The organism is Paenibacillus sp. FSL W8-0426, from assembly GCF_037969725.1.
GTDB classification, from domain to species: Bacteria; Bacillota; Bacilli; order Paenibacillales; family Paenibacillaceae; genus Paenibacillus; species Paenibacillus hubeiensis.
In genome coordinates, this window is record NZ_CP150203.1 from 6,611,532 (window position 1) to 6,637,439 (window position 25,908).

A 25,908-nucleotide genomic window follows, 5' to 3' on the forward strand; every position below is an offset into this window, starting at 1 on the left:
TCTGTACACTTTGTTTCAAACGTTGCTCCTACCACTATATCCGGGGATCGTGCAAATATGCAAATAAGCCGGTGCATGGCATCTCCATGCCTCGGCCCGGCCTCAATCAGTATCCACGCGTATATTGCTGCGCAATGGCTGCCTGCTTGACGTCCGCACCCAACTTCAGTGCGGCATGGTTGGCCCAATACGGATCACGCAGCATGCCTCTGCCTACCGCCACGAGGTCGGCATCGCCGTTGCCGATCACGGCTTGGGCAAGGGAGGCGTCATCCAGCAAACCCACGGCAATGACCGGGACGCCGAGCTCATCTCGGAAACGGCGGGCAAACGGAACCTGGTACCCGGGATAATTGCCCGGCTTCCGCGTTCCAGACGGGCCCTCGCCGCCGGAACTGATGTGGAAGATGTCGACGCCCACTTCCTTATATGCCCGTGAAATGTCGAGGGTATGTTCGATATCGTAGCCTCCGTCGGCGTATTCCACGGCGGAAATGCGCATAATAAGCGGCATGGTATCCGGCATCACCTTTTTAGCCGCACGAATGATTTCGCAGCCGAAGCGCGACAAATCTTTACCGTATTCGTCCTCGCGATGATTCATCAGCTTGGAATGGAATTGGTGGATCAGGTATCCGTGCGCCCCGTGAAGCTCAATCGCGTCTACACCCGCTTGAACTGCTCGCCGTACGCCGTCCGCGAATTTTTGCACCATGGCCTGAACCTCTTCCGTGCTCAGCGCACGTGGAGTCTTGAAGTTTTCGCCAGGGAACGTCACTACGGAAGGAGCCACCGGCTGTTTGGCATCCTCTGCTTTTCGCCCTGCATGCGCGATCTGGATCGCCACTTTGGAGCCATATGCATGCATTCCATTCACAAGCTTGGCAAAAGCGGGAATATGCTCATCGGACCAAATGCCCAGGTCATTGTCGGTAATGCGCCCGTCCGGTTCCACATCGGTCATCTCAATGATGATCAGGCCGGTTCCCCCAACCGCCCGGCTCACGTAGTGAACGTGGTGCCAATCGTTGGGAATGCCGTCTTTCGCCGTTACGGAGTACTGGCACATCGGTGCCATGACCACGCGATTATTCAACTCGAGCCCCTTGAAGCGATATGGCGAAAACAAAGATTCTGTCATTTTCTCATCATCTCCTAAGTAAATCGTTATTTATTTCAATGTCCTGAAACACGATCGGAAAACAACCCATTCGTCATTCAATATCTTATTATGAACCTGATCAGCATAATTACAAGTACGGACATTTTTTACCGCTCTACTCTTTTTATACTTAACCCGGCCCGCGCGAACCCCATCCAAAACATGGTATGATATTTGCAAACCGTTCTGAAGGAGTGATACGGATGAAAGATATTTTAATCCAAAGACTGACCACCTATGCCCAAATGGACACCCAATCCGACGAAAATAGCGAAACCTGCCCTTCCACGCCAGGCCAATTGGAGCTCGGCAAACATCTGGTCGAAGAATGCAAAGCCATCGGTCTGCAAGACGTCACCATGGACGAGAACGGTTATGTCATGGCAACGCTGCCTTCCAACACGGATAAGGACATCCCGGTCATCGGCTTTCTGGCCCACCTGGACACCGCAACTGACTTTACGGGCAAAAACGTCAAACCGCAAATCCTTGAAAATTACGATGGACAAGACATCGTCCTTAATGAAGAATTGGACGTTGTTCTGTCCGTCGCCGAGTTCCCTGAGCTGCATGAATACAAGGGGCATACATTGATGACGACGGACGGCACCACGCTGCTCGGCGCGGATAACAAAGCAGGCATCGCCGAAATCATGACGGCCATGGCTTATCTGATCGAGCATCCGGAGATCAAACACGGGAAGATCCGCGTTGCCTTCACGCCGGACGAGGAGATCGGTCGGGGACCGCACCGCTTCGATGTGGCAGCATTCGGGGCCAAGTACGCATATACGGTCGACGGCGGTCCGCTTGGAGAATTGGAGTACGAGAGCTTTAACGCCGCAGCCGCCAAAATTACGATTCGCGGCACCAACGTGCACCCCGGAACGGCAAAAGGCAAGATGGTGAACTCGGCCAAAATCGCGATGGAGCTGAACAGCCGTCTGCCGATCAAAGAGGCCCCCGAGTTTACGGAAGGCTACGAAGGTTTCTATCATTTGTTATCGATTGAAGGAGACGTGGAGCAGACCCGAATGAGTTACATTATCCGGGACTTTGACCGCAACAGCTTTGAAGCCCGCAAATCCACGATGCAAACGATTGTGGCCGAACTGAAAACCAAATATGGCGAAAAGATTGTCAATCTCGAACTCAAGGACCAGTATTTCAATATGCGGGAAAAGATCGAGCCTGTGAAGCATATCGTGGATATTGCCCATGAAGCGATGACGCGGCTGGACATCGAACCCGTCATTCGTCCGATTCGTGGCGGAACGGACGGATCGCAGCTCTCCTATATGGGCATGCCTACGCCGAACATCTTTACCGGGGGAGAGAACTATCACGGCAAATTCGAATACATCTCGGTCGACAATATGGTTAAAGCAACGAAGGTTATTATTGAAATAGCGAAGCTGTTCGAGGAACAAGACGCGAAGTAAACAACGTCCTTCACTTTCTCGGCAGTGCACGCCTCATGCCGCATGCCAGCTAGCAAGTCAACGCAACCTGCAAAGAGCACCCTCAGCAACGATCGGGGGTGCTTTTATGCATGGGCATCGCTCACGTTGCTCCCGTTTATCCGTTTCGGTCCATTATTCGTACATATTCCCCCCGGCGATTTCCCGCAGCTGCTCAACATCCCGAACCACGATCTTTTTCTGTTCTTTGCGGATGATGTCCCGCTCGCACAGATCCGAAATGACGCGGTTTAAATGTCTGTAGCTCGTACCCAACAGATCGGCAAGCTCCGTCAAACGGGAGGTCTGGATCTCCTCATTGACTTGTCCCCCTTGCTCCATCGTGGATAACATGTAACTGGCAAAGCGGCTTTCTACCGGATATAACAAGTTCAGGCTCGAAAAATTGGAGAACGTATAAAGCTTGTGGGTTATATGTCCAAGCATGAAATGGAGAAATTTTGGATTGCTGGCATACGTGCTTTGCAGGAAATGGTAGCTTATACCAAGCAGCAAGCTTTTGCTCACCGTTTGCACCGTGTTTTTGGCCTCCTTGCCATTAACGAGCTCCAGATCGCCCACCAAAGCAGGCGGAGTGGAGAAACGAAGCAGCAACGATTTCCCGTTAGGCGACGTCGTATAAATCTTAAGCTTGCCTTCGACGAGAAAATACAGACGATCGGGCCGTTCGCCTTTGGAACAAATGATTTCTCCCTTGGAAGCTTCCAACAGCCTTAACTCGCCAATGGCAGCTTCATTCAACACCTGATCCAGACCATGCTCTCTCGCAAGCCGACGAACCTGTTGAAAGTCCAATATTTCTTTCATACCGAATAACCTCCTGCGTCATCTTTTGAAGGCCAGTCATGGACACATGTCCTGTTTTTGATATATGTACATAGGAATATCTTGATATAAAAATAGTTACTATTAGAACTTATATCCAGCACCACGATATAAATGGATGTTTCACTGAAAATATTACGTTAAACATTCACAAATTTATCTAAAATACAGTTAATGATAGCGCACTCTTATCCGATGATATATACAGTTTGTTCACCTTTTGTAGACATCACTCCAGCCAGGAAAGGAACATCAGCCATGAATATTATAGAAGCTCTTACGAAATCCCTGCCTTACATCAGCCGAATTCTTAGAGAACCCGTCGGCCTTTCATTATATGATCATGAAAAGGTAGTCGACGTGATCACCAACGAGAAGTTCAGCCTTGGTTTCAAGCCGGGCGAGCCGCTCCTCGATAACTTCAAAAACTTCTCCGCTTTGGTGAATGGTCGGGAAGCCTCGCTTACCAAAGTGCCGGCAGAAGTGTACGGATTCGAAATGGACGTGCTCAGCATCCCGATTTTTGACGACGAAAATAAGGTCGTTGCCGTGTTCTCCGCATCCTACGATCAGTCCAATCAAAATCATCTTGAAGCCATTATCCAAGAAAACCAAGCGATTAACAGCCATCTGGTGGACATGGTGCAGCACGTTGCCGCTCATGCCGAGGAATTGCAAGCGACCAGCGAGCAAATTCTCGAGAACACACGCCTGGCCGTGCAAAATTCGAGTCAGATCAACAAGGTCGCCGGCTTTATTCGAGAGATTTCGGAGCAGACCAACCTGCTTGGCTTGAACGCCGCCATCGAAGCCGCCCGCGTGGGTGAAGCAGGTGCAGGATTCGGCGTTGTGGCGTCCGAAGTCCGCAAGCTCTCGATCGATGCCAAACAAGCCACGACGGATATCGATGCCAGCCTGAAAGACGTGCAGCATGTCATCAAACAAATGGAGGTTGAGGTATCGCAGATCGCGGCTTCTTCCCAAGAACAAGCAACGCTTGTACAGTCTTTCACGGATGTGATCGAAAAGTTGAACGCAACCGGGGAGCGTATGAAACTGCTCGCAGACCAACTCATTAGCTACACGGTTGAAGCCAAGTAATCCGTTATGCAAACAGGACTTCCAGGAAAACTACGTAAGTAGGATCTCCTGGAAGTCTTGTTTACTTTATTTCAATTTATAGAAACCGCATAAATCAACCACGCTAGGCCACTACGAGCGCAGTACGATCTTCCGATCACTGTTGTCCGCAGATGGCGATTCCGGCTCCCAACATTCAACCTCGCCCGGAATGCGGATGCGATCGCGGGTGAAGACCGGGTCCCGCCCTTCTGCCTTTTGCCTCTTGTAATCCTTCAACGCTTCAAACGTTACTTTAGACAGCATCAGGATTGCGATCAAATTCACCACAACCATCAGCCCCATGAACAAGTCAGCCAGATCCCATACCAGCTGCACCTTGGCGACGGCACCAAACACGACCATCGCAATGACGCAAACGCGGTATAACCAGAGCCATCCTTTATTGGACTTCAGGAATTCGATGTTTGTCTCCCCGTAATAATAATTGCCGATAAGCGTACTGAAAGCAAACAGAAACACCATAACAGCCAAAAAGCCGGAAGCCCATGATCCGATATGCACGCTTAATGCCGCCTGGGTAAGCTCAATTCCGCCCAAATTCGATCCTTCGTACAATCCGGACATCAAGATGATCATGGCCGTGCTTGTGCAAATGATGAGCGTGTCGGTCAATACGCCAAACGCCTGAATGAGCCCCTGCTTGACGGGGTGCGAAGTATCGGCCGTTGCCGCAGCGTTCGGCGCACTCCCCATCCCCGCTTCATTCGAGAACAAACCGCGTTTGACGCCATTCATGAGGGCAGCACCGAGCGTCCCCCCCGCCACTTGCTCGAACCCGAAGGCATTTTTGACGATCAACGCAATCATTGCAGGCAGTTCCGTGACGTTCGACAGCACCACGAAGGCAGCCACGCCGATGTAGAGCACGGCAAGCACGATGACGATGTATTCGGAAGCTTTGGCGATGCGTTTGACCCCGCCCCAGATGATCGCGGCGAATATTACCGCCATGATGATGCCCACCGTCAGACGATCCGTGCCAAACGAATTTTGAAAGGCAACGGTGATCGTGTTGGATTGCACCGCATTAAACACCAGACCGAACGAGAGAATGATCAGGACGGCAAACAACGCACCCATCCAGCGTTTTCCCAACCCCCGTTCCATGTAATAAGCCGGTCCTCCCCGGAAACCGCCGTTGTCCCGGACTTTATAGATTTGGGCCAGCGTGCTCTCCACAAAACTGGAAGCCGCACCGATAATGGCGATGATCCACATCCAGAACACCGCCCCCGGACCACCCAAAGCGATGGCCAACGCAATGCCCGTAATATTGCCCGTGCCCACGCGCGCAGCCATGCTGATGCAAAACGCCTGAAACGGCGATATGGTGCCCGGCTTCTTGCTCTTCGGCTCGGTAAGCACCTTCACCATGTCTCCAATCATGCGAAACTGCATGAATCTCGTTCTCGTGGTAAAATAGACCCCGCACACGACCAACAAAATAATCAATAACTTGGACCATAGAAAATCGTTGAAAAACATGACGATATCTTGTATTGTTTGCTCCATCAGCACTGCCCCTTATCTTCTATAATTCATTCGAATCGGCGATCTGCCCGGCTCTCGGGCTTTCATATACACATCCTGCACTGCCGTTTGCATCATTTCGCATATGCTTAAAGTAACGATGTTACTTATAGTACGGGAACATCTACCGAAATCGACATTTATCTACGTGTGATGGGCAAAATTTTTGTTATAAAGTGATATTCGGCCATATGTTGTGACTTTACTTGACACGATGAGGATGATAGGCGCAATGACCGCCACTCATCAGAAATGTATGCATGTTTCTGAGACACACCGCCAAAACAGGGCATACTGTGGGCAAAGATAGGATGGGGAGACATCGGATTTTGTGCAAGCCGTTCGCAAATAGGTCGCTTGTGATCAAGAAAGGAGGAAGAAGGTTGAGGTATTTTATCGTGGATGACGATCAAGGAATCCGTTCCATGCTCGGTGATATTATAGAGGATGAAGGACTGGGTGAAATTGCCGGCGAATCCGAAGACGGGATGCACGTACACGCGGAGCTGCTTGAGCTGAACAAAGTGGACATCCTGCTGATCGATCTGCTTATGCCGCAGCGTGATGGTATTCAGACGATCCGCGCGCTTGGAAACCGTTTCGGCGGGAAAATCGTCATGATTTCGCAAATCGAATCCAAAAGCATGATCGGGGAAGCTTACTCGCTTGGCATTGAATACTATATTACTAAACCGCTCAACCGCCTGGAGATCGTATCGGTACTCCGCCTTGTCAACGAGCGGTTGAGAATGCAGCAGTCGATTCAGGAAATCCAGCGCACGCTTCAAGGATTGACAGGGATTCAAGGGTCTGAGCGCCAAAGCGGACAGGCCGCCGAAAAAAACATTACGACCGCGGGACATCATCTGTTATCGGAAATGGGCATGGTGGGGGAAGCGGGCAGCAAAGACCTGCTCGACATGCTGGAGTTTCTGGAGGAAACCGAAACGGAAGAGCATAAGCTATCCCCGTACATGTTCCCTTCCCTTAAGGATGTTTTCCATAACGTTGCCTTGCGCAAACTGGGAGCAGACGCGTCTCCCGCTGAGATCAACAAGGAGATCAAGGCTGCCGAACAACGCGTTCGCCGCGCCATTTTCCAAACGCTCAGCCATGTTGTTTCGCTCGGGCTTACAGACTATACCCATCCCAAGTTCGAAAACTACGCATCAAAGTTTTTTGATTTTACCGAAATCCGCAAAAAAATGCTGGAGCTGCAAAACAACGTCGAGCCATCCTTGTCCCAAACAAGGATCAACACCAAAAAATTCGTTCAAGTGCTGTACCTTGAAGCGAAACGCCTTCTGCAGCATTGACCGCCACATCCACAAACAATGCGGACATGTCCTGACCGGAAGTGCACAGCGCTATCGCTGCCTGCTGCTCCCGGCCATTTGCATGTCCGCATTGGGATAAAGCTATATGAAAAAGAAGATTAGCATGAGAAATTAAATCGGCCTGACCCCAGCCTTGCTTCCATGTTTTCGATGATATTCGTTGATCAGCTCGTCCAATGCCATGGACTGCCGAATGACATCCGGATGCCCTAGCCCACCTTTGTTATGTTCCACCAGCATGTGCAGGTTATGTCTCGCTTTTTCGATTTGACTTTTCAGATCCAAACTCATTACCATCACCCGAGACCTCCTTAATACTGTGATATAGTTTAGGTTTTGCTGTCAATCTTCGGTTGGATTAACATATGGCATCATCGGCTCGGGTGCGGCTGCATCACCCATTTTTTGAGATTCTTTACGGATATAGTAACACATTAAGGCACAATTTGACTCTATAATATCAAAAAATAATGACGAAAAACCCCAAATCCCCCCTCATTCATAGCCATATATGGGATCACATCGTTAATAGGCGTCTATATATTGTGTTCAAGTACAACATGAATCGAATGCTGCAAAATACTAGAAATGGAGTAATAACCCGATCGATTACGATCACAAATTCCAATGTGACTATACTGTGAATATTACCCACTTGTCGCTTTTTATGACATCACATTTGCAAGAAAAATGAATTTCTTGTCCATGTAGACCAAAAAGCACCCCTCTGTCGAGATTCGACCCGCATGGGCCGACCCAGATTGCAGAGAGGTGCTTCTCCTCATTTGCCAACCGATCAATTCGTTATCGCTTTGTGATCAGGATTATTCAAGGTCTGACGGTTACTTTCAAGACATCACTCTTTACCGATCCACTTTCATTGATCCATTCCACAACATACTCATATTCCCCCGGAGCTCTGTCCGAGATCGTCACCTTCGCCTCTTGGGCATTAGGCGTGGCTGCCGTCAGCGTCTGTGCATCGATCTCTGCTCCGTTCTCATACAGGCGATATGAGGTAGCATTGGTGCCCCACCACATATTGATGGTAATGATGTAATTGCCGTCGCCATCCCAATTGTCGGATGAAAGCACAGGTTGGCCTGGCGATGCATCCGCAACCGTCACGGTGAGCGGCGCACATTCGGTCGTCCCTTTGGCATTTATCAGCTCACACGTGTAAACATATGTGCCGTTGACTCGTCCTGAAATGTCCGTGACCGCCTTCTGGGCCGATGGCGTCGACGCAGCAAGCTGCTGGGTATCGATCAGCTCGCCGTTCTCATACAATTTGTATTCGGTACCGTTGTTTCCCCACCACATGTTCATCGTGATCGTATAACTTCCATCAGCGAGGCCGTCTCCATGCGTGTTATTATCGGACAACACCGGCATTCCCGGTGCCCCGTCTGCCTGATCCGCAGTCACGACCGTCACTTCGACCGACAATTCGGTGGCCAGACCGGCTCCATTCACTGCTCGTGCAGTGAACTTGTGTTTGCCGACCAGCCCCTTCAGACTGATTTCGTCACCCTGTTTCACCAGCTCCCCATCCCAGGTCAGCACCAGTTGGGTAATGCCCGATTCGGGATCTTCGGCTTGGACGTCCACCTTCAATACTTCATCTTCCTTCATTTTCTCTGCAGGCAGTCCGGAAATGACCGGAGGGGTTGTATCCTCGGGGGCTTGCGGTTCACCGACATAGCGGATGCTCGGTGCTGCAGGCTGTTCCATGCCTACGCCAAGATGAAAACCCGTATGCGGCGGTTGGTTATAGGCAACATTTTGCCATGCTACGCCAAGACGATACACCGGATCATGCATCAGCGTGCGAATTCTCACGTCCGTCTCATCCGTTGTCGTGTAGATGCGGAGCTCCGAGCTGTCCTCGCTGCGCCACATCACTTCCTCGCGCCAATCGCCGAACAGGTCAGCCTGCAAGCTCGGATTGGCTTTGGTGCCGTTATTGGAGGCTGATCCCGCAGCCGTGAGCAGGTTCACCGTGGTTTGATTTTCGTAATCCCATTTGTCGACTCGAATGCCGTCCTGCAGCTCGCGCAGCAGGTCCCCGTCCCACCAAATGCCGAAATTCGTGGAAGAAGGAATATTCGCGGAGATCAGTTCCCCCTGGGCACTGTACAGACCGGTAATCGGGATATGCTGTTCATTCGTAATGGTTGCAGCCCATACTTCCGATCCCGGGTAATTCGGATCGATGTCTGCCGCCATACCGCGTCCGGTATCCATGCCGGTGAATACGCCCCAAAGCACTTCTCCTGTCGCTGCATCGCGCATTTCCATTCCGTACTGCGAGCTTTTGTTCTCGTGCACGCCGAACACTTCCAATCCCGAACGCGTCGGATCCAGATCGCTTAAATGCATGGCATCCCCGTGGCCGAGCTTGGTGTTGTACAACGGTTTGCCGTCATCATCGATCGCCATGGCACCAAACGTAATTTCGTCCTTGCCATCTCCGTCGACGTCGGCAACCGACAAATTATGATTGCCTTGACCGGCATACTCCGCGTGCCCGTCATCATTGGAATCGAAACGCCATACCTGGCTGAGTTTGCCGTCGCGGAAGTTATAGGTTGCAAGCACGGTGCGCGTATAATAACCGCGGCTGAACATGGCGCTTGGACGTTCCCCGTCCACATAAGCTACCGCTGCCAGGAAGCGGTCTACGCGATTGCCGTATCCGTCTCCCCATGAAGCCACGTCCCCACGCGGCGGATCATAGTCCACCGTATCGAGAGCAGCTCCGGTCTTGCCGTCAAACACGGTGAGGAACTCGTCGCCGAGCAAAACATACCCCGAGCTGTTGCGGTGGTCGGCATCGGCGTCGCCAATCACCTTGCCCTGCCCGTCGACGGTGCCGTCGGCAGTACGCATCATCAGCTCTGCCCGGCCATCGCCGTCAAAGTCGTATACCAAGAACGGAGAGTAGTGAGCCCCTGCGCGAATATTCCGCCCCATGTCGATGCGCCACAGCCTGGTTCCGTCCAGCTTGTAAGCGTCCATGTACACGATGCCCGTGTATCCGGCCTGGGAGTTGTCTTTAGCGTTAGATGGATACCACATCAGCACGATCTCGTACTCTCCGTCACCGTCCAGGTCACCCACGCTGGCATCGCCAGCATGGTACGTATATGGCTGACCATCTTTCGTATAGGCATCCGCTGGCTTCTGCAGCGGTATCGGCAAATACTGCTCCTGCCATACGCCGAACTCCTTGGTCGCCGCTTTTTCAATGCCATTCAACACACTTGTAATGCGGTATTTGGAATTCTCCGTTCCTTCCGCATCGGTATAGTTCGTGCTATTCGCGATCGGCTCCTCATTCAGCTTTTCTCCGTCGCGATATACGTTGAATGCAATGGATTCAGGGTCGAGGCCCAGCATGCGCCAGCCGAGATAGTTGCCGTTATCCGTCCGAACCGCTACCGGTGCGCGATCCAAATACTCCATCTCGCGTTCCAGCTTCGTTGCGACAGGCGTCTCAAGGACGGCCGACAGCTCCGATACGCCGCCCGCATTGACGGAAGCGACTTTGTAGTAATAAGGAATCGTGCTCAGAATCGTGGAATCCGTATATGTCGTTTCTTTGGTTCGACCGATCAGGTCGTAAGGTCCGTCTGCCTTGACCGCGCGATAAATCTGATATGAACGTGCGCCTGCAGCTTCATTCCAGCCGATGGTGGCATCGTTCTTGTTAATGTTCTGCAACGTTAAGCCGGAAGGCACTTCGGCTTTGTCGACGGTGGAATCAATGGTCGATACGGACAAGGCATTGGAAGTTACCGATTCCGTCCCTGTGCTGTCCACGGCTGTAACCGTGTATACATATTCTCCGCCCAGCTCCACTTCGTTGTCCACGTAGACGGTCTCTGCCGTCGTAGCCAGCAGCTCGGCCTTGGAGGCTCCGCGGGATTGGCGATACACCTTGTACTCGGCCGCATCCGCCGCCGCTTCCCATGATAGGGCAGCCGTAATCGGATCGGCGTCGAGGTTCAATTCATCCAGCTTCAGGTTTGCGGGAGCCGTCAATACGGGCGTGATCTCGATCCCGTTCAAATGCGCCGTTTGTCCGCTGAACACCAGATTCATCTGTCCATCCTGAACCGTGACTTGGTTGAACACCTTTTCGGCAATATTTTGGGCGCCGGAGGAGACGGTACCATAATCTTTGCCTTCGATGTTGACGTTCGTTCTGGCCGATCCGATCCAGTCGCCCGTATACGTCTTCACCGAGTACGTTCCGTTCGGCAAATCCACCTTGAATTCGTACGACCCGCCGAAATAAATGACGAAATCGCGGCGCAGGTCATCGGTGGCGCTGCCACGGTCCCGATCCGCCATATTGGCTGAAGAGGTCAGGCCGTAACCCCGTTCCGGCGTATAAATCGTATTCCGATTGACCTCGGTGTACCCTGCAGCTACCGGCGAGCCGACCGGGCCGAAATCATAACGGTAATTGGCCGATTTGGTCGTAAAGCCGACTTCATCCGAAGCTTCCGATTCGCCGCGTCCGTTCACGGCAGTAACTCGAACGGTGTAGGATTGTCCTTCGGCCAATCCGCTAAGCGTAAGCGTAGGCACGGTGGCCGTTCCTGCCAGCTTGTAGGCTGATTCCGGCTCGGATGCCAGTTTCCGGTACACTTTGTAAATATCAGCGGCGTCATCAGCCGTCCATTTCAACACAGCCCCTGCGTTGCTGATGCTGCCTGCTCTAAGATCCTGCGGTTTGGCCGGCACTTCGGCCGGAACCTGCGCATCCTTGACGGCGGCGGACAACGGAAGGTCCAGCTCACGGATGGCATTGGCAACAAGCCTTGCGATCTGGATCGCTCCGTATTCCTGGAAGTGGGTATTATCCGTTGCGCCGTTCGGGAAGGCCTGGTAGATACCCGCCGGCACATGAAGGAATACCGACAAGGTCGCCTCCGGCCCGATGGAATCGTAATATGCGATGCTAAGCGCGCTGAGATCGATCAATTTCACGTTTTTCTCGGCCGCGACTTCCTTCATCGCCTGCACGTATTCAGGGAAGGACACATTAAATTTGCCCGTATCCGCGTTGAAATCGCGGCGTCCCATCGGCGTCACCAGAATTGGCGTAGCACCCCGCTGCTCCACCCCGTCTATGTAAGTCTTCAGGTAGTTTTTGTAATCGGCGGGTGAGGCGTAGCGATCGGGAACGCTGATCGTTGCGTCGTTATGCCCGAATTGAACCAGAAGGTAATCGCCCGGACGAATGGCGCGCAAAATTTCATCCAGCCTGCCTTGGAAAATAAATGACTTGGAGCTGCGTCCGCCGATGGAATGGTTTTTGATCTCCACGGCATCACTGAAGAACGATGGCAGCATCTGGCCGTATCCGGCTTGAGGTTTCCAGTACGGGTCATACGTCTGCATGGTGGAATCGCCCGCAAGGTACAGCACCGGTTTGCTCCCGGCCTCCCGCTCAGGCAACCTTTCAATCGTAAGCGCATTCAATTTGGCGGCCGTTCCGGCGAACTCAAAGTTCATCTGCCCGTCCACCAGCGCAATGTCGAAGCTCATCTCCAAAAATTCACCAGCCGCTTTGGCCGTGGGCAGCACCTTATCCATGCTCTCCACCTTGATGGCAATGTCCGTATTCCCTTGCGGGTCGCCCGCCACCAGGGAAACGGTGTAATCGCCATTCGGTAAATCAACCTTGAAGCCTGCCCCTTCGGCCAGCAAGGCAAAGTCCGATTTGATCGGATCTTCCGTGCCCCGATCCTGTACCGTAACTTTAGACAGATCCGTGAAGCCGTAACCCGCCCCGGCAGAATAAGCAGCGCTCGCGTCAACCGCCGTATATCCGTCTGCCGTCCCACCCGAACCGAAGTCGTATTTATGAAAGATTGCATCGGCAGCATTCCCTTCGGAAGCAGCCGCACTTACCGTTGTCATGCCAAACATCGTCCCCCAGCCCATGCTGGAGATGGTAAACACCCATATGAGCAAGATCAAGCCGATTCGTCGCGTCTTCGCGATCATCAATACCCATCCTTTCGTCATCTCATGATTGAATGATTACAGACAAATTGATGAAACCACTAAACAAGTAAGCGCTTGCAATATGTCGTATCCAACGTTTTTCTTCTCTGATTTATGTCATTTCCGGGCCCCGCATCGGCCCGCCCGCTTCCCTCCCCATACCAAAAGTAAATTACTTTCTAGATACTATCCTTTCTCCCAGGGAATGAACATGTAATTTTCCGTCTTCTTCCATTAAAAAACCGATTTTTTGATGTATTACTCTTGCTCAAAACCGTTTCAGTGGATCAGCACCGCCATAGCGATAAATGTCCTTTTCAATCATCAACCATTCAGTTACAATAGGGCAATGTGTGTCCGGACCCAGCGGATACAAAATTAAACCATTCAAGGATGTATGCTTCGCACCATCCGATTTGAACCATTGGAGGCTTATCAACAACTATGCAAACCGATTCACGCACTCAAGTCAAAATCATAAACGCCGATCCCAGCGCGATGGGATTATTCGGGCTGGCCATCGTCACTTTGGTCGCCTCTTCCCAAAAGCTCGGCATCACGGAAGGGCTTAGCTACGCGATCCCATGGGCGATTTTCCTCGGCGCGTTCGCGCAATTGTTCGCTTGCATTCAAGATTCGAAAAGAAATAACACCTTCGGTACAACGGCCTTTGGCGCATACGCATTTTTCTGGTTTGCGATGGGGGCAAACTGGCTGATCAAAATGGGCGTGTTCGGCTCCACTCTTGCGGAACAAACCGATGGCAAGCAGCTCGGATTCGCTTTTGCCGGATATTTGATCTTCACCCTGTTCATGACGCTGGGCGCCGTGGAAGCGAACAAGGTATTGCTGATCATTTTCATTCTGATCGATTTCCTGTTCCTGGGCCTTACCTTCGACGCCTTCGGCATTGCCCCGCATATTTTCCATACCATTGCAGCCTATGCCGAGCTGTGCATCGGAATCGTATCATTGTATGGTACGGGAGCTTCGGTGCTGAACGCCCACTTCGGGCGAACGTTCCTGCCCGTTGGTGGACCATCCGGCATTTTCAAAGCCAAGGCTTAATAATATAGAAACCGCATAAATAAACCACACCAGGCTACTGCGATTGCAGTACCATTTTCCGATCGCTGTTATCCTTTTCGAAGGGGTGTCCCTCAGTCATCATCGATGACTGAGGGACGCCCCTCTTTTGTTCAATGCTCGAACATTTCCCCATTTCATTCAAGCACTTTTCCTTTTCAAGCATCGGGAAGATGAAGGTATTGTCGAACGAAGAAGAACGAATTAGAATTTGAGAATGTGCAGCTGACGTCACATCGAAGCTAAAAGACCGCTAACAATCAAAATGTAAGCACTTACAGATTGAAAGGAAACGTGAACCTCATGATCGATTCCCGTAATTTAAACACACTTCGCAATCAAATTTTTATCGGGTCCCTATTTGTCATGATGCTTGTTCTCGGCTCCATTGCTTTTATTCTGTATCAGCAGGTTTCCGTTCTGCTTAGAAACAATGCGGAAAGCCACATTGAGCAGACCGCTATTCAGACAACAGGCAAGCTGGAGGCTTTAGTGAGCCAAATTGATACCTGGACCTCTCAAGTCGCGACGGATCCTTCTGTCCAGCTTTACTTGGCTCAGGAGTCCGCAGGCAGGACACTCAGCTTTACAGAGAGACAAAACCTGCAGGAAGAGGTGCGCAAGCTGGAAGCTTACGCAGCCTCCATCCGCTCCATCGAAATTTACACGAAGGAATACCGTAGACTTCTGCCGCTGGATGATGTGCAGCTGGATCAGCGCGTAGAACACGGACTAGTGGATGAAGCAGATCGAGCACAGGGCAGACTGGTCTGGTTCGGCATTGATCCGCGGGATTCTCACAGTGTCGTTGCGATCCGCAACATCAGACTGATCAACCAGTCGTTTGAGGCAGCCGGTTATTTGGTCGTACGTATCGATAAAAGCTACTTTCAGCTCACGGATACCCAATCCAACAGCAATCGGCCGCTGGAGTACATGAATCTGTTCGACGGAGCCGGCAAGCCTATTTCGATCGCTCCCATGCCAGGCATCAGCGCGAATATTCAAGCGCACCAGCTTCAATCTTCCATTCAGCTGGACGGTAAATCGTATATCACGGTGACGAAGCCTTCGGAAAAGACAAGCTGGAACCTGGTCATTTTATCCCCGGCAGATTACAAGGCAGAGGGCATCAGCCTGCTTCAAACCGTCATTATCGTTTCAGGCATTGGAGGCGCCCTGCTGTTCATCATCCTGTCCTTTTTTCTATCTACAATGATTACGAAGCCCATTCTGAACTTGATTAAGGTGATGCGGAATTCCAAATTCGGGACGTTAAAGCCAAGTACAGTTACCTCTGCCACACTTGAAATACGGGAACTGAACAACACATACAATCAGATGGTGGACAGAATGAATGAGCTCGTAGAGGTCGTGTATCAAAAAGAAATTTTGCAAAGCCGTACAGAGCTTAAAGCGCTTCAGTCTCAGATCAACCCCCATTTCTTGTTTAACACGCTGGAAGCCTTCTACTGGGCGCTCGACGAAAAAGGAGAGGATGAGCTGGCTGAGAGTGTCATTGCGATGTCCGGTCTGTTTCGCTATGTCATTAACCGGGGGGATGAGGACGAGTGGGTGGCTATAGATCATGAGCTGACGCATGCTGAGCGTTACTTGACGATTATGAATATCCGGATGGGAGACAGGCTCTCCTGGAGTATCACATGCGATCCTTCATTACGATCTGTTCCTATACCCAAGCTGCTGATTCAGCCCCTTGTCGAAAATGCCATTCTACATGGAATTGAACAGCAAGTCGGCCCAGGGAGCATTGAGCTGACGGTTTCTCCATCAGAACGTCCGGGATATACGCAGATTATAGTCAAAGACAGCGGACCGGGAATGGACGACGAGAAGATTCAATCCCTATACACGGCCATGAAAGAAGGACGTTCGGCTTCTTCAAAAGGAAAGGGCATCGGCATTGCCAACATCTACGGAAGATTAAAGCTTAGCTACAGCACCAAGGAACCTGAAATGCGTATAACGAGCCAAGCAGGAAAAGGAACCGTCATTGCACTTACGATACCAAATGAACCGGGAGGGTCTTTTTATCATGAAGACAATACTCATTGTGGATGATGAACCAAGAACCAGAGAAGGCATACGGAAAACGCTAGAATCTTGGTCATCCGGACAGCACACGATCCATATTTTATCGAGTGCAGTAGAAGCGTTGGCATGGCTGCAGGTGAATCATGCCCATCTTGTCATTACCGATATTCGCATGCCGGAAATCAGCGGGCTCGATTTGATTGAACAAATCCATTCGTCCCCCTCCCCTCCTGTCGTTATTGTCATTTCAGGGCATGCCGAGTTTGATTACGCCCAAAGAGCGCTGAAATACGGTGTAGTCGAATATTTACTCAAGCCGATCGACAAGAAGAAGCTCGTTGCGGCGGCGGAGCTGGCTCTTAAGCGTTATGAGGACCGGAACCAAGTAGAGCAGATGAAAAAGCTGGTCGATCCAAAATTGATGGAGACCGCTCAAGAGGATCGTATGTACAGCACATCGATTCGGGAAGCGATGGATTACCTTGATCAGCATCTGAACGAGCCGGTATCCCTGCGTGATCTGTCCCGGGTGCTTCATATGAATACAAGCTATCTTAGTTCCTTGTTCAAGGAGCAAACCGGCCTTACCTTCAGCGATTATATGACTCGCAAGAGACTCCAACGCGCCAAGGAGCTCCTCGTGAATACGAGACTTTCCATTAACGAGATTTCGGAGCTCGTCGGATACCAGACTCCGAAATATTTTGTGAAAGTGTTTCGAACAGCGGAGAATGTAAGCCCGGGCAGGTATAGAGCGAATCTGCAAACCAGCTCGGAGGAGAAAATCCAATAAAAGTGGTATTACACCCAAAGCCTGTTACGTTATGCGCTTACAAAAGCTTTGCTACAATTCAACTAGAGTCGATAAAGCGGTTTCACAACCGACCAAGATCAATAAGCAAAGGGGATGTAAACGTGTTCAAATCTAGTAAAAAGTGGACGTTTATGATCATGACGCTATGCTTCGCCATCGCGCTTGCCGGCTGTGGCAGCAGCGGCAGCAATGGCAGCGCAAATGGAGATGAAGGTGTCTCGGACGGCGATAAAACAACAATCAGCTTTATGCATCTGTGGCCTGAGGGTGTATCTGCCGGACAAAATAAAATCGTAAATCAAATTATTCAAGATTACCAGACAGAAAACCCGAATGTAACGATCAAGACAGAAGTGCTGGACAACGAACAGTATAAAAACAAGCTGAAGGTACTCTCTGCTTCCAATGAATTGCCTGATGTCGGCATTACCTGGGCTGCAGGCTTTATGGCCCCTTATGTTGAAGGCGGACTGTTCACTCCGTTAGATGATCTGCTGGACGGTGATTTAAGCGGAAAATTTGTAGAAGGAACAACGGAAGCCTTCAATATCGATGGCAAGACATACGGTCTGCCGCTGGAGTTTAACATTACCCCTGTTTTCTACAACAAGGCTATTTTTGAACAGTATGGACTGGAAACACCGCAATCGTATGATGAATTGAAACAGGTTATTACTACTCTTACCGACAACGGTGTTGCTCCCATTGCGCTCGGCAATAAGGACCGCTGGACAGGATCTCTCATTTACATGTTCCTTGCTGAACGCTTTGGCGGACAAGAGGCGCTTGCTAAAGCGATTAACGGCGAAGGCTCCTTCTCCGATGAAGGCTTGCTCAAGGCGGCAGCTGAAGTACAGTCACTCGTAGACAGCAACGCTTTTATTAAAGGCTTTAACGGGCTTTCCAATGAAGAAGCCAAATCCGAGTTCCTGAATGGAAACGCAGCAATGTACATCATGAGTACTTGGGAGCTTCCTAACTTTACAACGAACGAGGAAATCCCTCAGGAATTCCGCGACAGCGTCGGTTTCTTTAAATTCCCTGCAGTCGAAGGCGGCAAAGGAAGCGTTGACAGCTGGGTAGGCGGACCCGGCGTAGGATTGTTCGTATCTGAGAATTCCAAAGTCAAAGAAGAAGCAAAGAAATTCGTAGAGTATTTTGTAGCTAAATGGGGTGAGCAATCTGTTACCGGCGCAGGTGTGATCCCGGCAACTAAAGTAGACACTGCTTCACTTGAGCTCCCTCAGCTGTATATTGACTTGTTCAACGAAATGAACAAAGCAACCAGCATTACTTTGTATGCCGATGTGCAGATGCAGGCATCAGCGGCTGAAACCCATCTGAATCAAATCCAGGCATTGTTTGGCAAAGCGGTGACTCCTGAAAACTTCGCTGCCGAGCATGACAAGGCTATTTCCGGGAAGTAACCAACAAGAAAACCATCAAAATCAGGTGAGCTGGCCCGGTTCTTGCACCGGGTCAGCTTATTATGCAGAACGGAAAGGAGTTTGACTCAAATGGATAAGGTAATGTCTAACAAGAAGATGATCGCACTCTACGTCCTTCCATCCCTGCTGTTAATTTTGGTGCTCGTTTATATCCCGATTCTGTTAACTGGATATTACGGCCTGCATGAATGGAACGGAATAGGCGCCATGAAATTTATCGGATTGGATCACTATAAGGAGCTGCTGCAGGACAGCGTATTTTGGAGCAGCGCTTGGCACTCCCTCTTGCTCGCTTTCTTCTCAGGCTTAAGCTTGATTATATATCTGGCTGTGGCTATGGTTGTAGCGGGTCGCATTAAGGGAGCTAATCTGTTCCGCAAAATCTATCTCGTCCCCATGCTGCTGTCCTCTGTTGCTATTGCACAGCTGTGGCTTCGGATGTACCATCCGACAAACGGGGTTATTAACAGCTTTCTGACGTCCATCGGCTTCGAGGACCCTCCTGCATGGCTGGCAGACCCTTCACTTGTACTGATTGCGCTCTTTATTCCCATCCTATGGCAGTATGCAGGTTTCTATATTCTGATCTACTACTCTGCACTGAAGAACATCCCGACATCGCTTGAAGAAGCGGCAAAAATCGACGGCGCTACAGGCATACAGATTGCCCTTAGAATCAAGCTTCCGCTTATTATGGAAGTCATTAAGGTTACCATCGTGCTATCCCTTGTGGGTTCGCTTAAATATTTTGACTTGATCTACGTCATGACAGGCGGCGGGCCAAACGGCTCAAGTGAAGTTATGGCCTCCTATATGTACAGCGAGGCATTTAAATCCTACGACTTCGGATACGGCAGCGCCATCGGCTTTTTCCTGCTCATTATCTGTCTTGTCGTGACCTGGATTATTCGTAAATTAACAGCGACCAAAGATACGATTCAATACTCATAAGGAGGTAACACATCATGATGGAAAGCACTGCCCGGCTTGGCGGATCTGCGCAATCCGGTTCCGGTATACTAAAAAAGACCGGATATTCGCTTCTATACATTATATTGATCGGGGTTGCAGCATTCCAGCTGTTTCCACTCGTATGGCTGCTGCTCTTCTCGCTCAAAAATAACCAGGAGGTATTTAACCTGCCTCCGCTGTCTCTACCGGCAAATCCGAAGTGGGAAAACTATGCAAAGGTATGGAACTCAGGCAATATTGATGTTTACTTTTTCAACAGTGTTTGGATAACCGTGGCAGCAACAATCATCACCGTGGTGCTTGGAAGCCTAGTGACCTTTGCCATCACCCGGATGAAATGGAAGGGCAGCTCTCTTGTCCTCGGCCTGTTTATGGTCGCGATGATGATTCCTGTCCATTCCACATTAATTCCGTTGTTCAGCATGTTTAACAAGATCGGCCTGACGGATCATCCGCTTTCACTGGTGCTCTCCTATGTCGCCTTTAATATGCCGATTACGATTATGATCCTGCTGGGCTTCTATTATGCGCTTCCTAAAGAGGTCGAAGAAGCGGCCGTAATCGACGGATGCAGCGTTAACCGAATGTTTTTCCGCATCGTTCTTCCGATGACAAGCTCTGTTATTGCCACAACAGGAATCATCAACATGATTTATAACTGGAATGAATTCATCTTCGTAAATACGTTTATCAGCTCCGATCAATATAAAACACTGACCGTTGGCGTCCAGAACTTTATCGGCCAGTACACAACCGACTGGGGCGCCATCGGTGCGACGCTGATGATCAGTATTCTGCCGATTCTCGTTGCCTACATGTTCCTCAGCGACCGGATTGTTGAGGGAATGGCGGCCGGAGCCGTAAAAGGCTGATGTAGAACAGGCTGTTTATGCGATTAATACAAGAAGCTCCGAACCTCTTGCGCAGGATTAATCCTTTGCGGAGAGACTCGGAGCTTTTTTAACACATGTTTAGATTACGCTTCGTTGCTCTTGTAGATAAAGTAATCAAAATCGGCAGGCAGGCTTTGGCCTGATGTGTCTTGAGAACGCATGCCCACAAATGCGCCGGTGAAGAAGCCGCCGCCTTGAATGTAATCATCCGACAGCTTGTGAGATTGGAACTGTACTGGAATAGTCGACCAATTCCGGCCATCCCAAGAATAAGAATACTCGTAAATGTCGTACTTCACATCGACACGCAGGTATACGTACTCCGCTTCGTCCGGGATAACAATTTCCTGCCCCTGCAGAGGCTGGGAGAACGTGAAGTTATCACATACTGCAAGCTCCAGCACCCTTCCCTTTTCCTCATTCCAGGTAATCTGGCAGGAGGTCCAGTTCTGGGTATTGTAGTAGTTTGCAAGTCCTGCTGATTGCTGGAAAGTCGTTGGATTAAACGCAACTTTCGTCTCTGCTGTAAAGCGGAAATGCTGCCAGCGTCTTGCGATGAAGGCCTGCGTAAACTTGGACGAGAAGGACTCTTTGCCGTACAATCTCAAATGCCCCGGGCGATCCGTCAATGAGAGAACCGAGCTGCCAAGCGGAATACGCAGGCTTTGGAAATGCAGATTCAGCTCTTCGCTGTCAAAATCGTCTTTTTCCGGGAAGTCAGGATCCCACTTGACCTCTTCCATATTCGGACCTTCGATCTGAAGGGAAGGCTGGTTGCCGCCGACGACGTAAGGCCATCCGTCTCTCCATTCAAGGCGTTGAATCGCTGTTTCACGTCCGAGCGGACAGTATCCTCTCGGATCAAGGAGCGGATGTCCTTCTCTCGAAAGAGGTCTTCCTGTCAAATGGACAAGGAACCACTCGTCGGTGTGCGTATGCACGATGGAAGAGTGCCCCGCCTTTTGCAGCGGATTCCTCGGATGTGCAAAGGACGAAATGAGTGGATTCTCCGGATGCACTTCATAAGGTCCGCGTAGATCTCGGGAACGGGCCAGCGTGGAGCAATGATCATACTTCGTTCCGCCTTCCGCAGTGAGCAGGAAGTAAACACCGTCAATTTTGTACAAATGCGGAGCTTCTGTCAGCTTGATACTGGTTCCTTTAAAGATAATCTCTGCTTTGCCCACCAGCTTCTGCTGTACCGGGTCAAATTCCTGCAGAGCAATTCCGTAGAAAGGGTGATTTCCAACACGCTGATCCCAAACCATATTGACAAGGTACTTTCTGCCGTCCTCGTCGTGGAACAGGGAGGGATCAAAGCCTGAGCTGTTCAAATAAATCGGTTCAGACCATTCTCCGTCAACGGTGTCACAGGTAACCAGGTAGTTATGAGAATCTTTCCACTGTCCCTCCGTCACTTTAACATCCGTGTAAATAAGCCAGAACTTCCCGTCACAGTAAGACAATGCTGGCGCCCAAATGCCTCCTGAATCGGGATTTCCCATCATATTCAGCTGGCTTAGACGATTTAAAGGCCTTGATACGAGCCTCCAGTTCTTCAGGTCTCTTGAATGATAGATTCCTACACCCGGAAACCATTCAAATGTCGATACTGCAATATAGTAGTCCTCCCCGGCACGGCAAATGCTTGGATCCGGATTGAACCCAGTCAAGATCGGATTCTGAATAACAGCCATCGTTTTGCTCCTTTGCATTACGGATAATCCTGTCTGCTGGCACTATATTTACCCTTCTTCTTCAACAGGCAGAAATCCGTGAAAATTTAGTAGTATACTGTAATCATAGCAAAGTTATTTATACTTACCCATATCCAGAAGAAGTCACTATTTACCCAAATCAAGCAAAAGTTTGCTGACCTATTGGAAGGTGCATCGATTATGGAACGCAGAGAAAATGTGATAAGAGATCATAGGGGGAACAAAGAGGAATATAAAGGAACTGAGTTTATGCTGCCTGATATGAATTCAACCTTCCGTGTCTTTGCTGCCCATTACCGCACCGTAGATCATCATTGGAGCTATCCTGTTCACTCCCATCCCTTCTTCGAGGTAAACCTCGTTTTATCCGGTACTCAAGAGATGAAAGTGAATGGGCAGCATTTTACACAACAGCCAGGCGACCTGCTGCTCCTTATCCCGGGAGAGGAACACGAAAGCTATGCGGCCGCTCACCGAGGCATGACTTATTACTGCATTCATTTTGATGTAGATGAACCGGATTTCAGAGAGCTGCTATGTGCCAGGGTCAGTCCTTTCTCAGCCTCAGACAGCGAGCTTAGCAACGCGATTCGTCCCGCACTGGACAAACTGATTATGCTTACGCTGGAGGGAGCCGGCGTGAGCGTCCAGTCCCGCATGATAATCCTGTCCGCCTTGTTTGAGCTGTTCGGAACACTCAGTCATGTCCTGTCTCAGGAAGGGCACGGCATCTCGTCGCAAATATCCCCCACCGCTTCCTATGTTGCCTCCAGGCTGGAGCAGATCGTCGGCGACATGGACAGTGAGGAGGGGGAAATTCGAACCCATGAAACGATTGAGTCCATAGCACAAGACGTCGGATACAGCACATCTTCAGTCAATCGCATGTTTACCCGTTCATTCGGCTTATCGCCAAGACAGTACATGTCTATGCTGATGCTCAAAAAGGCCAAGTTGCTGCTCATGAATCCCGAGACGTCCATCAAGGAAATTTCCTCTAGACTGGGCTATAAAAATATCGCTCATTTCAGCAGGCAGTATAAACGCTGGACCGGGGAATCTCCAAGCCAATTCCGCGACAGATTCCACAAATAATGGACCGCTTACGCACATGGCGAAGACAGGATAGACTAATTCCGGAAGACCGAGGCATTCGGCAGCTTCAGCGGTCGACATCCTGTTTCCGATCGATCGTCGGACTCGGTAATGCTGGGATCTGTTCGCAACCTGGACGGGCCGGAGTTCGATGAAAATATTCGTGTAGGTGATTCGCGAGGATCTGAAGACAGGGGAAAAGAAAATCACCGCAACGGCCTTTCTTAACTTTGTGGCTTTGACGAAAATAAACGCAAGCTGATCGTACCCAGGATCAATCCGGAAACGGAAGAGGAGAAAAAACGATATGAAACCGCTCCTGTACGGGCAGTCATGAGAAGGCAGCGGCGGGAAGAGAGCAACAAATTTGCCGACTTCCTGACCGTTAGCTGCCCTTGGGAATAATGCTTCCTATGTGGTCGAAGCCGGATATGTGGACAGCGTTCTGCGATCCGGCAGCTCCCCGCCCATAGCCAGGCACCACTGCCGATAAATGCGGTATGCCGATCCATCCTCAAGCAAGCCCTGACATGTATAAATGCCTTCCTCGATGGAACTGACGCGTCCCATCGCATACAGGCGAAAGCCTCCATTAAGCGCAACCTGGTTGATAAAAGCAACATGCGCTTCACCGCTCAATACCGCTTCGGCAACCTCCAGCTGCTTCTTCGCCGTCCACGCCAGCTCGGGTGCAGGGATATCCAAATCGTACGCCGCTGGGTCCACGAGCTCCAGCTGCATCTCCCCGTTTTCCACGCCGTATACCCGCGTAGGCCGATCAATATACAAGTCCTCGGAGCCTTCCATGCCCTGAACGACATAAGCGCGGCGGTACCGGAATCGGGTAAGAAGCTTGGCGATCCGGTCCAGGAACGTATTATGGAACACGCCAAACACGAGATAAGGGGAGTGGTTGAAATCAATCAGCTTCTCCGCCGTATTGAACACCGTACGGAATCCCAATTCCTCCCGGAGCGGTCTAAGCTTACGCAGCGGCGCGCACCAGTCCTCGGACGATACATACATGACCCCAGTCCGCAGCGCAGCTTCCCTTGCATCCTCGCGATCCATCTGCCGCGGATCAATCCCGGCTTCCCGCAGCAGTACCGGCAAAGTCACCCCCCACTTGGGAGGCAAAGGCTCGCTGCCGTGCAGCGTGACCCGTGCCCCTGAAGCAGCAAGCACAAAGGCGGTCGGATACGTCGCCATGAACGATTTGGTTCGGCCGTCATACGGACCTGCGCAATCCAGCCCGTCTTCGAAGACGGCCATTCGCTCCGCGCCGTTACGGCAGGCATGCACAAACGCCTCCAACTCTTCCACGTTCTCCATTTTCATGCGCTCGGCCATCAGGAAGGCGGCTGTCTGCACCGGAGATGCTTCCCCATTCAATATTTTACCCGCAACCGCAAACGCTTCTTCGTAGTTCAAATCGCGCGCACCCCGTTTGCCCCGTCCAACCTCTCTAAGTATGGCAGACATATCCACAATGAATCCCCCTTCCGAATTAAGACTGAAGCAACTGATGGGCCTTCACGATTGCCTTAGCCACATCCACCATCCGTTTCCGTTCATCCATCGCTTTCCTGCGCAATTGATCATAGGCTTCCGATTCGGAGATATGCCTCATCTCACACAGAATGGCTTTGGCCATATCGATCCATTTCCGGTCCTCCAGCCTGGAATGGAGCTGCTGGCGTTCCCGTTCCCACTGCTTGCGTTCCATATAATGCCTGGCAGCAAAGTGGAGCGTCCAATGAATCTCCGCCCCCGCCATGGAAGGGGTGAGCATTCCATCGAAGGCAACACCGACCTCGCAAACCTCAGCGGATGTCGAAACCGTATCGGGTGCACACCACCAGAGCAGCGGTGTTCCCGTTTTGCCCTTTCCCAAGCAATCAGCCCAATGTTCTGCCTCGGTCAGAGGTAAATGTAGAACAGAAGCATCCACTTCGCCGGCCAACTTGAGAGCATCTTGCTCATTGCTCGTAACCTGAACATGATACCCGTTAGCCCCCAGCAACTTCTCCGGTGTCGGAGGGATCATGTCGGATGAGGCGAATGGAGGCGGCGACACACGGATGACCAATATAGAACGCATGGCGGATCAATCCCTCCCACTACTTAATCGGAAATTTGCACAAAATCGCAATGTAAGCGTTTCAATCGTTAATTTATGTCACATCGAATGACACTTTTCACTTCAATCGCCTTCATGTAATTCGAGACGAGCTTTTCGTTCAACGACCGATTCTGACGCCTAGGCAGCTCGCTTCATAGAAGCAAACGACCGGCTGATACACCCAATGTAAACATAATTAACTT

The 25,908-nt window shown here is 50.7% G+C and carries 18 protein-coding genes and 1 pseudogene; 11 read left to right on the forward strand and 8 right to left on the reverse strand.

Going from position 1 to position 25,908, the window contains the following annotated elements; genetic code table 11:
- Positions 1-106: 106 nt before the first annotated feature.
- On the reverse strand, positions 107-1,141 hold the full coding sequence (locus tag MKY59_RS29890; RefSeq protein WP_339275197.1) for an NADH:flavin oxidoreductase/NADH oxidase: 1,035 nt from the start codon (positions 1,139-1,141) through the stop codon (positions 107-109).
- 224 nt (positions 1,142-1,365) lie between these two features.
- On the opposite strand from MKY59_RS29890, the gene pepT reads away from it, so the two are divergent.
- Complete coding sequence (gene pepT, locus MKY59_RS29895; RefSeq protein ID WP_339275198.1) at positions 1,366-2,604, forward strand: peptidase T; 1,239 nt, start codon at positions 1,366-1,368, stop codon at positions 2,602-2,604.
- A gap of 153 nt (positions 2,605-2,757) precedes the next feature.
- Here the strand turns inward: pepT and MKY59_RS29900 are convergent, their stop codons facing one another.
- Positions 2,758-3,450 (reverse strand): cyclic nucleotide-binding domain-containing protein, encoded by a 693-nt coding sequence (locus MKY59_RS29900; protein ID WP_339275200.1) that lies wholly within the window; start codon positions 3,448-3,450, stop codon positions 2,758-2,760.
- A 276-nt stretch (positions 3,451-3,726) separates the two neighbouring features.
- Here MKY59_RS29900 and MKY59_RS29905 point away from each other — a divergent pair, with 276 nt between their 5' ends.
- Positions 3,727-4,569 (forward strand): methyl-accepting chemotaxis protein, encoded by an 843-nt coding sequence (locus tag MKY59_RS29905; RefSeq protein WP_339275202.1) that lies wholly within the window; start codon positions 3,727-3,729, stop codon positions 4,567-4,569.
- Positions 4,570-4,680: 111 nt separating this feature from the next.
- Here the strand turns inward: MKY59_RS29905 and MKY59_RS29910 are convergent, their stop codons facing one another.
- The gene (locus MKY59_RS29910) at positions 4,681-6,123 is read right to left on the reverse strand and encodes an alanine/glycine:cation symporter family protein (protein ID WP_339275203.1); all 1,443 of its coding nucleotides are present in this window, start codon (positions 6,121-6,123) and stop codon (positions 4,681-4,683) included.
- Positions 6,124-6,524: 401 nt separating this feature from the next.
- On the opposite strand from MKY59_RS29910, the gene MKY59_RS29915 reads away from it, so the two are divergent.
- Positions 6,525-7,457, forward strand: a complete 933-nt coding sequence (locus tag MKY59_RS29915) for a response regulator (protein WP_236413381.1) — start codon at positions 6,525-6,527, stop codon at positions 7,455-7,457.
- A gap of 132 nt (positions 7,458-7,589) precedes the next feature.
- Here the strand turns inward: MKY59_RS29915 and MKY59_RS29920 are convergent, their stop codons facing one another.
- Together MKY59_RS29920 and MKY59_RS29925 are read right to left on the reverse strand one after the other, a co-directional pair.
- Positions 7,590-7,775: an aspartyl-phosphate phosphatase Spo0E family protein gene (locus MKY59_RS29920; protein WP_236413382.1), complete on the reverse strand. Its 186-nt coding sequence runs from the start codon at positions 7,773-7,775 to the stop codon at positions 7,590-7,592.
- Positions 7,776-8,306: 531 nt separating this feature from the next.
- The gene (locus MKY59_RS29925; RefSeq protein ID WP_339275206.1) at positions 8,307-13,502 is read right to left on the reverse strand and encodes an SGNH/GDSL hydrolase family protein; all 5,196 of its coding nucleotides are present in this window, start codon (positions 13,500-13,502) and stop codon (positions 8,307-8,309) included.
- Positions 13,503-13,946: 444 nt separating this feature from the next.
- Here MKY59_RS29925 and MKY59_RS29930 point away from each other — a divergent pair, with 444 nt between their 5' ends.
- The 6 genes from MKY59_RS29930 to MKY59_RS29955 all read left to right on the forward strand — a co-directional run bounded on the left by MKY59_RS29930 (position 13,947) and on the right by MKY59_RS29955 (position 20,749).
- Entirely contained in the window at positions 13,947-14,570 is a 624-nt protein-coding gene (locus tag MKY59_RS29930; protein WP_236413383.1) for an acetate uptake transporter, read from the forward strand.
- 321 nt (positions 14,571-14,891) lie between these two features.
- Positions 14,892-16,670 (forward strand): sensor histidine kinase, encoded by a 1,779-nt coding sequence (locus tag MKY59_RS29935; protein WP_339275207.1) that lies wholly within the window; start codon positions 14,892-14,894, stop codon positions 16,668-16,670.
- A complete protein-coding gene (locus MKY59_RS29940; protein WP_339275208.1) occupies positions 16,645-17,436 on the forward strand; it encodes a response regulator in 792 nt (263 codons plus the stop codon). Before MKY59_RS29935 ends, MKY59_RS29940 begins: the two co-directional genes overlap by 26 nt.
- A 122-nt stretch (positions 17,437-17,558) precedes the next feature.
- Positions 17,559-18,884: an extracellular solute-binding protein gene (locus MKY59_RS29945; RefSeq protein WP_339275210.1), complete on the forward strand. Its 1,326-nt coding sequence runs from the start codon at positions 17,559-17,561 to the stop codon at positions 18,882-18,884.
- A gap of 90 nt (positions 18,885-18,974) precedes the next feature.
- Positions 18,975-19,856 carry a sugar ABC transporter permease gene (locus MKY59_RS29950; RefSeq protein ID WP_236413388.1) on the forward strand — a complete coding sequence of 294 codons (882 nt, stop codon included), beginning with the start codon at positions 18,975-18,977 and terminating at the stop codon, positions 19,854-19,856.
- A 14-nt stretch (positions 19,857-19,870) separates the two neighbouring features.
- Positions 19,871-20,749, forward strand: coding sequence for a carbohydrate ABC transporter permease (locus MKY59_RS29955; protein WP_339275212.1), 879 nt, complete (start codon positions 19,871-19,873; stop codon positions 20,747-20,749).
- 104 nt (positions 20,750-20,853) lie between these two features.
- Here MKY59_RS29955 and MKY59_RS29960 read toward each other — a convergent pair whose 3' ends face one another.
- A complete protein-coding gene (locus MKY59_RS29960; protein WP_236413390.1) occupies positions 20,854-22,467 on the reverse strand; it encodes a glycoside hydrolase family 43 protein in 1,614 nt (537 codons plus the stop codon).
- Between the two features lie 270 nt (positions 22,468-22,737).
- Here MKY59_RS29960 and MKY59_RS29965 point away from each other — a divergent pair, with 270 nt between their 5' ends.
- A complete protein-coding gene (locus MKY59_RS29965) occupies positions 22,738-23,583 on the forward strand; it encodes an AraC family transcriptional regulator (protein WP_236413391.1) in 846 nt (281 codons plus the stop codon).
- A 118-nt stretch (positions 23,584-23,701) separates the two neighbouring features.
- Positions 23,702-23,988: pseudogene (locus MKY59_RS29970) on the forward strand (acyl-CoA thioesterase); the annotation flags it as partial.
- Between the two features lie 6 nt (positions 23,989-23,994).
- Here the strand turns inward: MKY59_RS29970 and MKY59_RS29975 are convergent.
- Both MKY59_RS29975 and MKY59_RS29980 read right to left on the reverse strand, forming a co-directional pair.
- Entirely contained in the window at positions 23,995-25,065 is a 1,071-nt protein-coding gene (locus tag MKY59_RS29975; RefSeq protein ID WP_339278500.1) for an anthranilate phosphoribosyltransferase, read from the reverse strand.
- 25 nt (positions 25,066-25,090) lie between these two features.
- Entirely contained in the window at positions 25,091-25,684 is a 594-nt protein-coding gene (locus MKY59_RS29980) for an ANTAR domain-containing protein (RefSeq protein WP_236413393.1), read from the reverse strand.
- Between the last annotated feature and the right edge of the window lie 224 nt (positions 25,685-25,908).

What these genes read in the sequence shown, in the direction of transcription:
- MKY59_RS29940 (WP_339275208.1), top strand. Translation starts at nt 16,645, where the DNA reads ATGAAGACAATACTCATTGTGGATGATGAACCAAGAACCAGAGAAGGC.
- MKY59_RS29890 (WP_339275197.1), bottom strand. Translation starts at nt 1,141, where the DNA reads ATGACAGAATCTTTGTTTTCGCCATATCGCTTCAAGGGGCTCGAGTTG.
- MKY59_RS29910 (WP_339275203.1), bottom strand. Translation starts at nt 6,123, where the DNA reads ATGGAGCAAACAATACAAGATATCGTCATGTTTTTCAACGATTTTCTA.
- MKY59_RS29930 (WP_236413383.1), top strand. Translation starts at nt 13,947, where the DNA reads ATGCAAACCGATTCACGCACTCAAGTCAAAATCATAAACGCCGATCCC.
- MKY59_RS29925 (WP_339275206.1), bottom strand. Translation starts at nt 13,502, where the DNA reads ATGATCGCGAAGACGCGACGAATCGGCTTGATCTTGCTCATATGGGTG.
- MKY59_RS29920 (WP_236413382.1), bottom strand. Translation starts at nt 7,775, where the DNA reads ATGGTAATGAGTTTGGATCTGAAAAGTCAAATCGAAAAAGCGAGACAT.
- MKY59_RS29950 (WP_236413388.1), top strand. Translation starts at nt 18,975, where the DNA reads ATGGATAAGGTAATGTCTAACAAGAAGATGATCGCACTCTACGTCCTT.
- MKY59_RS29955 (WP_339275212.1), top strand. Translation starts at nt 19,871, where the DNA reads ATGATGGAAAGCACTGCCCGGCTTGGCGGATCTGCGCAATCCGGTTCC.
- MKY59_RS29960 (WP_236413390.1), bottom strand. Translation starts at nt 22,467, where the DNA reads ATGGCTGTTATTCAGAATCCGATCTTGACTGGGTTCAATCCGGATCCA.
- MKY59_RS29965 (WP_236413391.1), top strand. Translation starts at nt 22,738, where the DNA reads ATGCTGCCTGATATGAATTCAACCTTCCGTGTCTTTGCTGCCCATTAC.
- MKY59_RS29980 (WP_236413393.1), bottom strand. Translation starts at nt 25,684, where the DNA reads ATGCGTTCTATATTGGTCATCCGTGTGTCGCCGCCTCCATTCGCCTCA.
- MKY59_RS29905 (WP_339275202.1), top strand. Translation starts at nt 3,727, where the DNA reads ATGAATATTATAGAAGCTCTTACGAAATCCCTGCCTTACATCAGCCGA.
- MKY59_RS29975 (WP_339278500.1), bottom strand. Translation starts at nt 25,065, where the DNA reads ATGTCTGCCATACTTAGAGAGGTTGGACGGGGCAAACGGGGTGCGCGC.
- MKY59_RS29900 (WP_339275200.1), bottom strand. Translation starts at nt 3,450, where the DNA reads ATGAAAGAAATATTGGACTTTCAACAGGTTCGTCGGCTTGCGAGAGAG.
- MKY59_RS29935 (WP_339275207.1), top strand. Translation starts at nt 14,892, where the DNA reads ATGATCGATTCCCGTAATTTAAACACACTTCGCAATCAAATTTTTATC.
- pepT (WP_339275198.1), top strand. Translation starts at nt 1,366, where the DNA reads ATGAAAGATATTTTAATCCAAAGACTGACCACCTATGCCCAAATGGAC.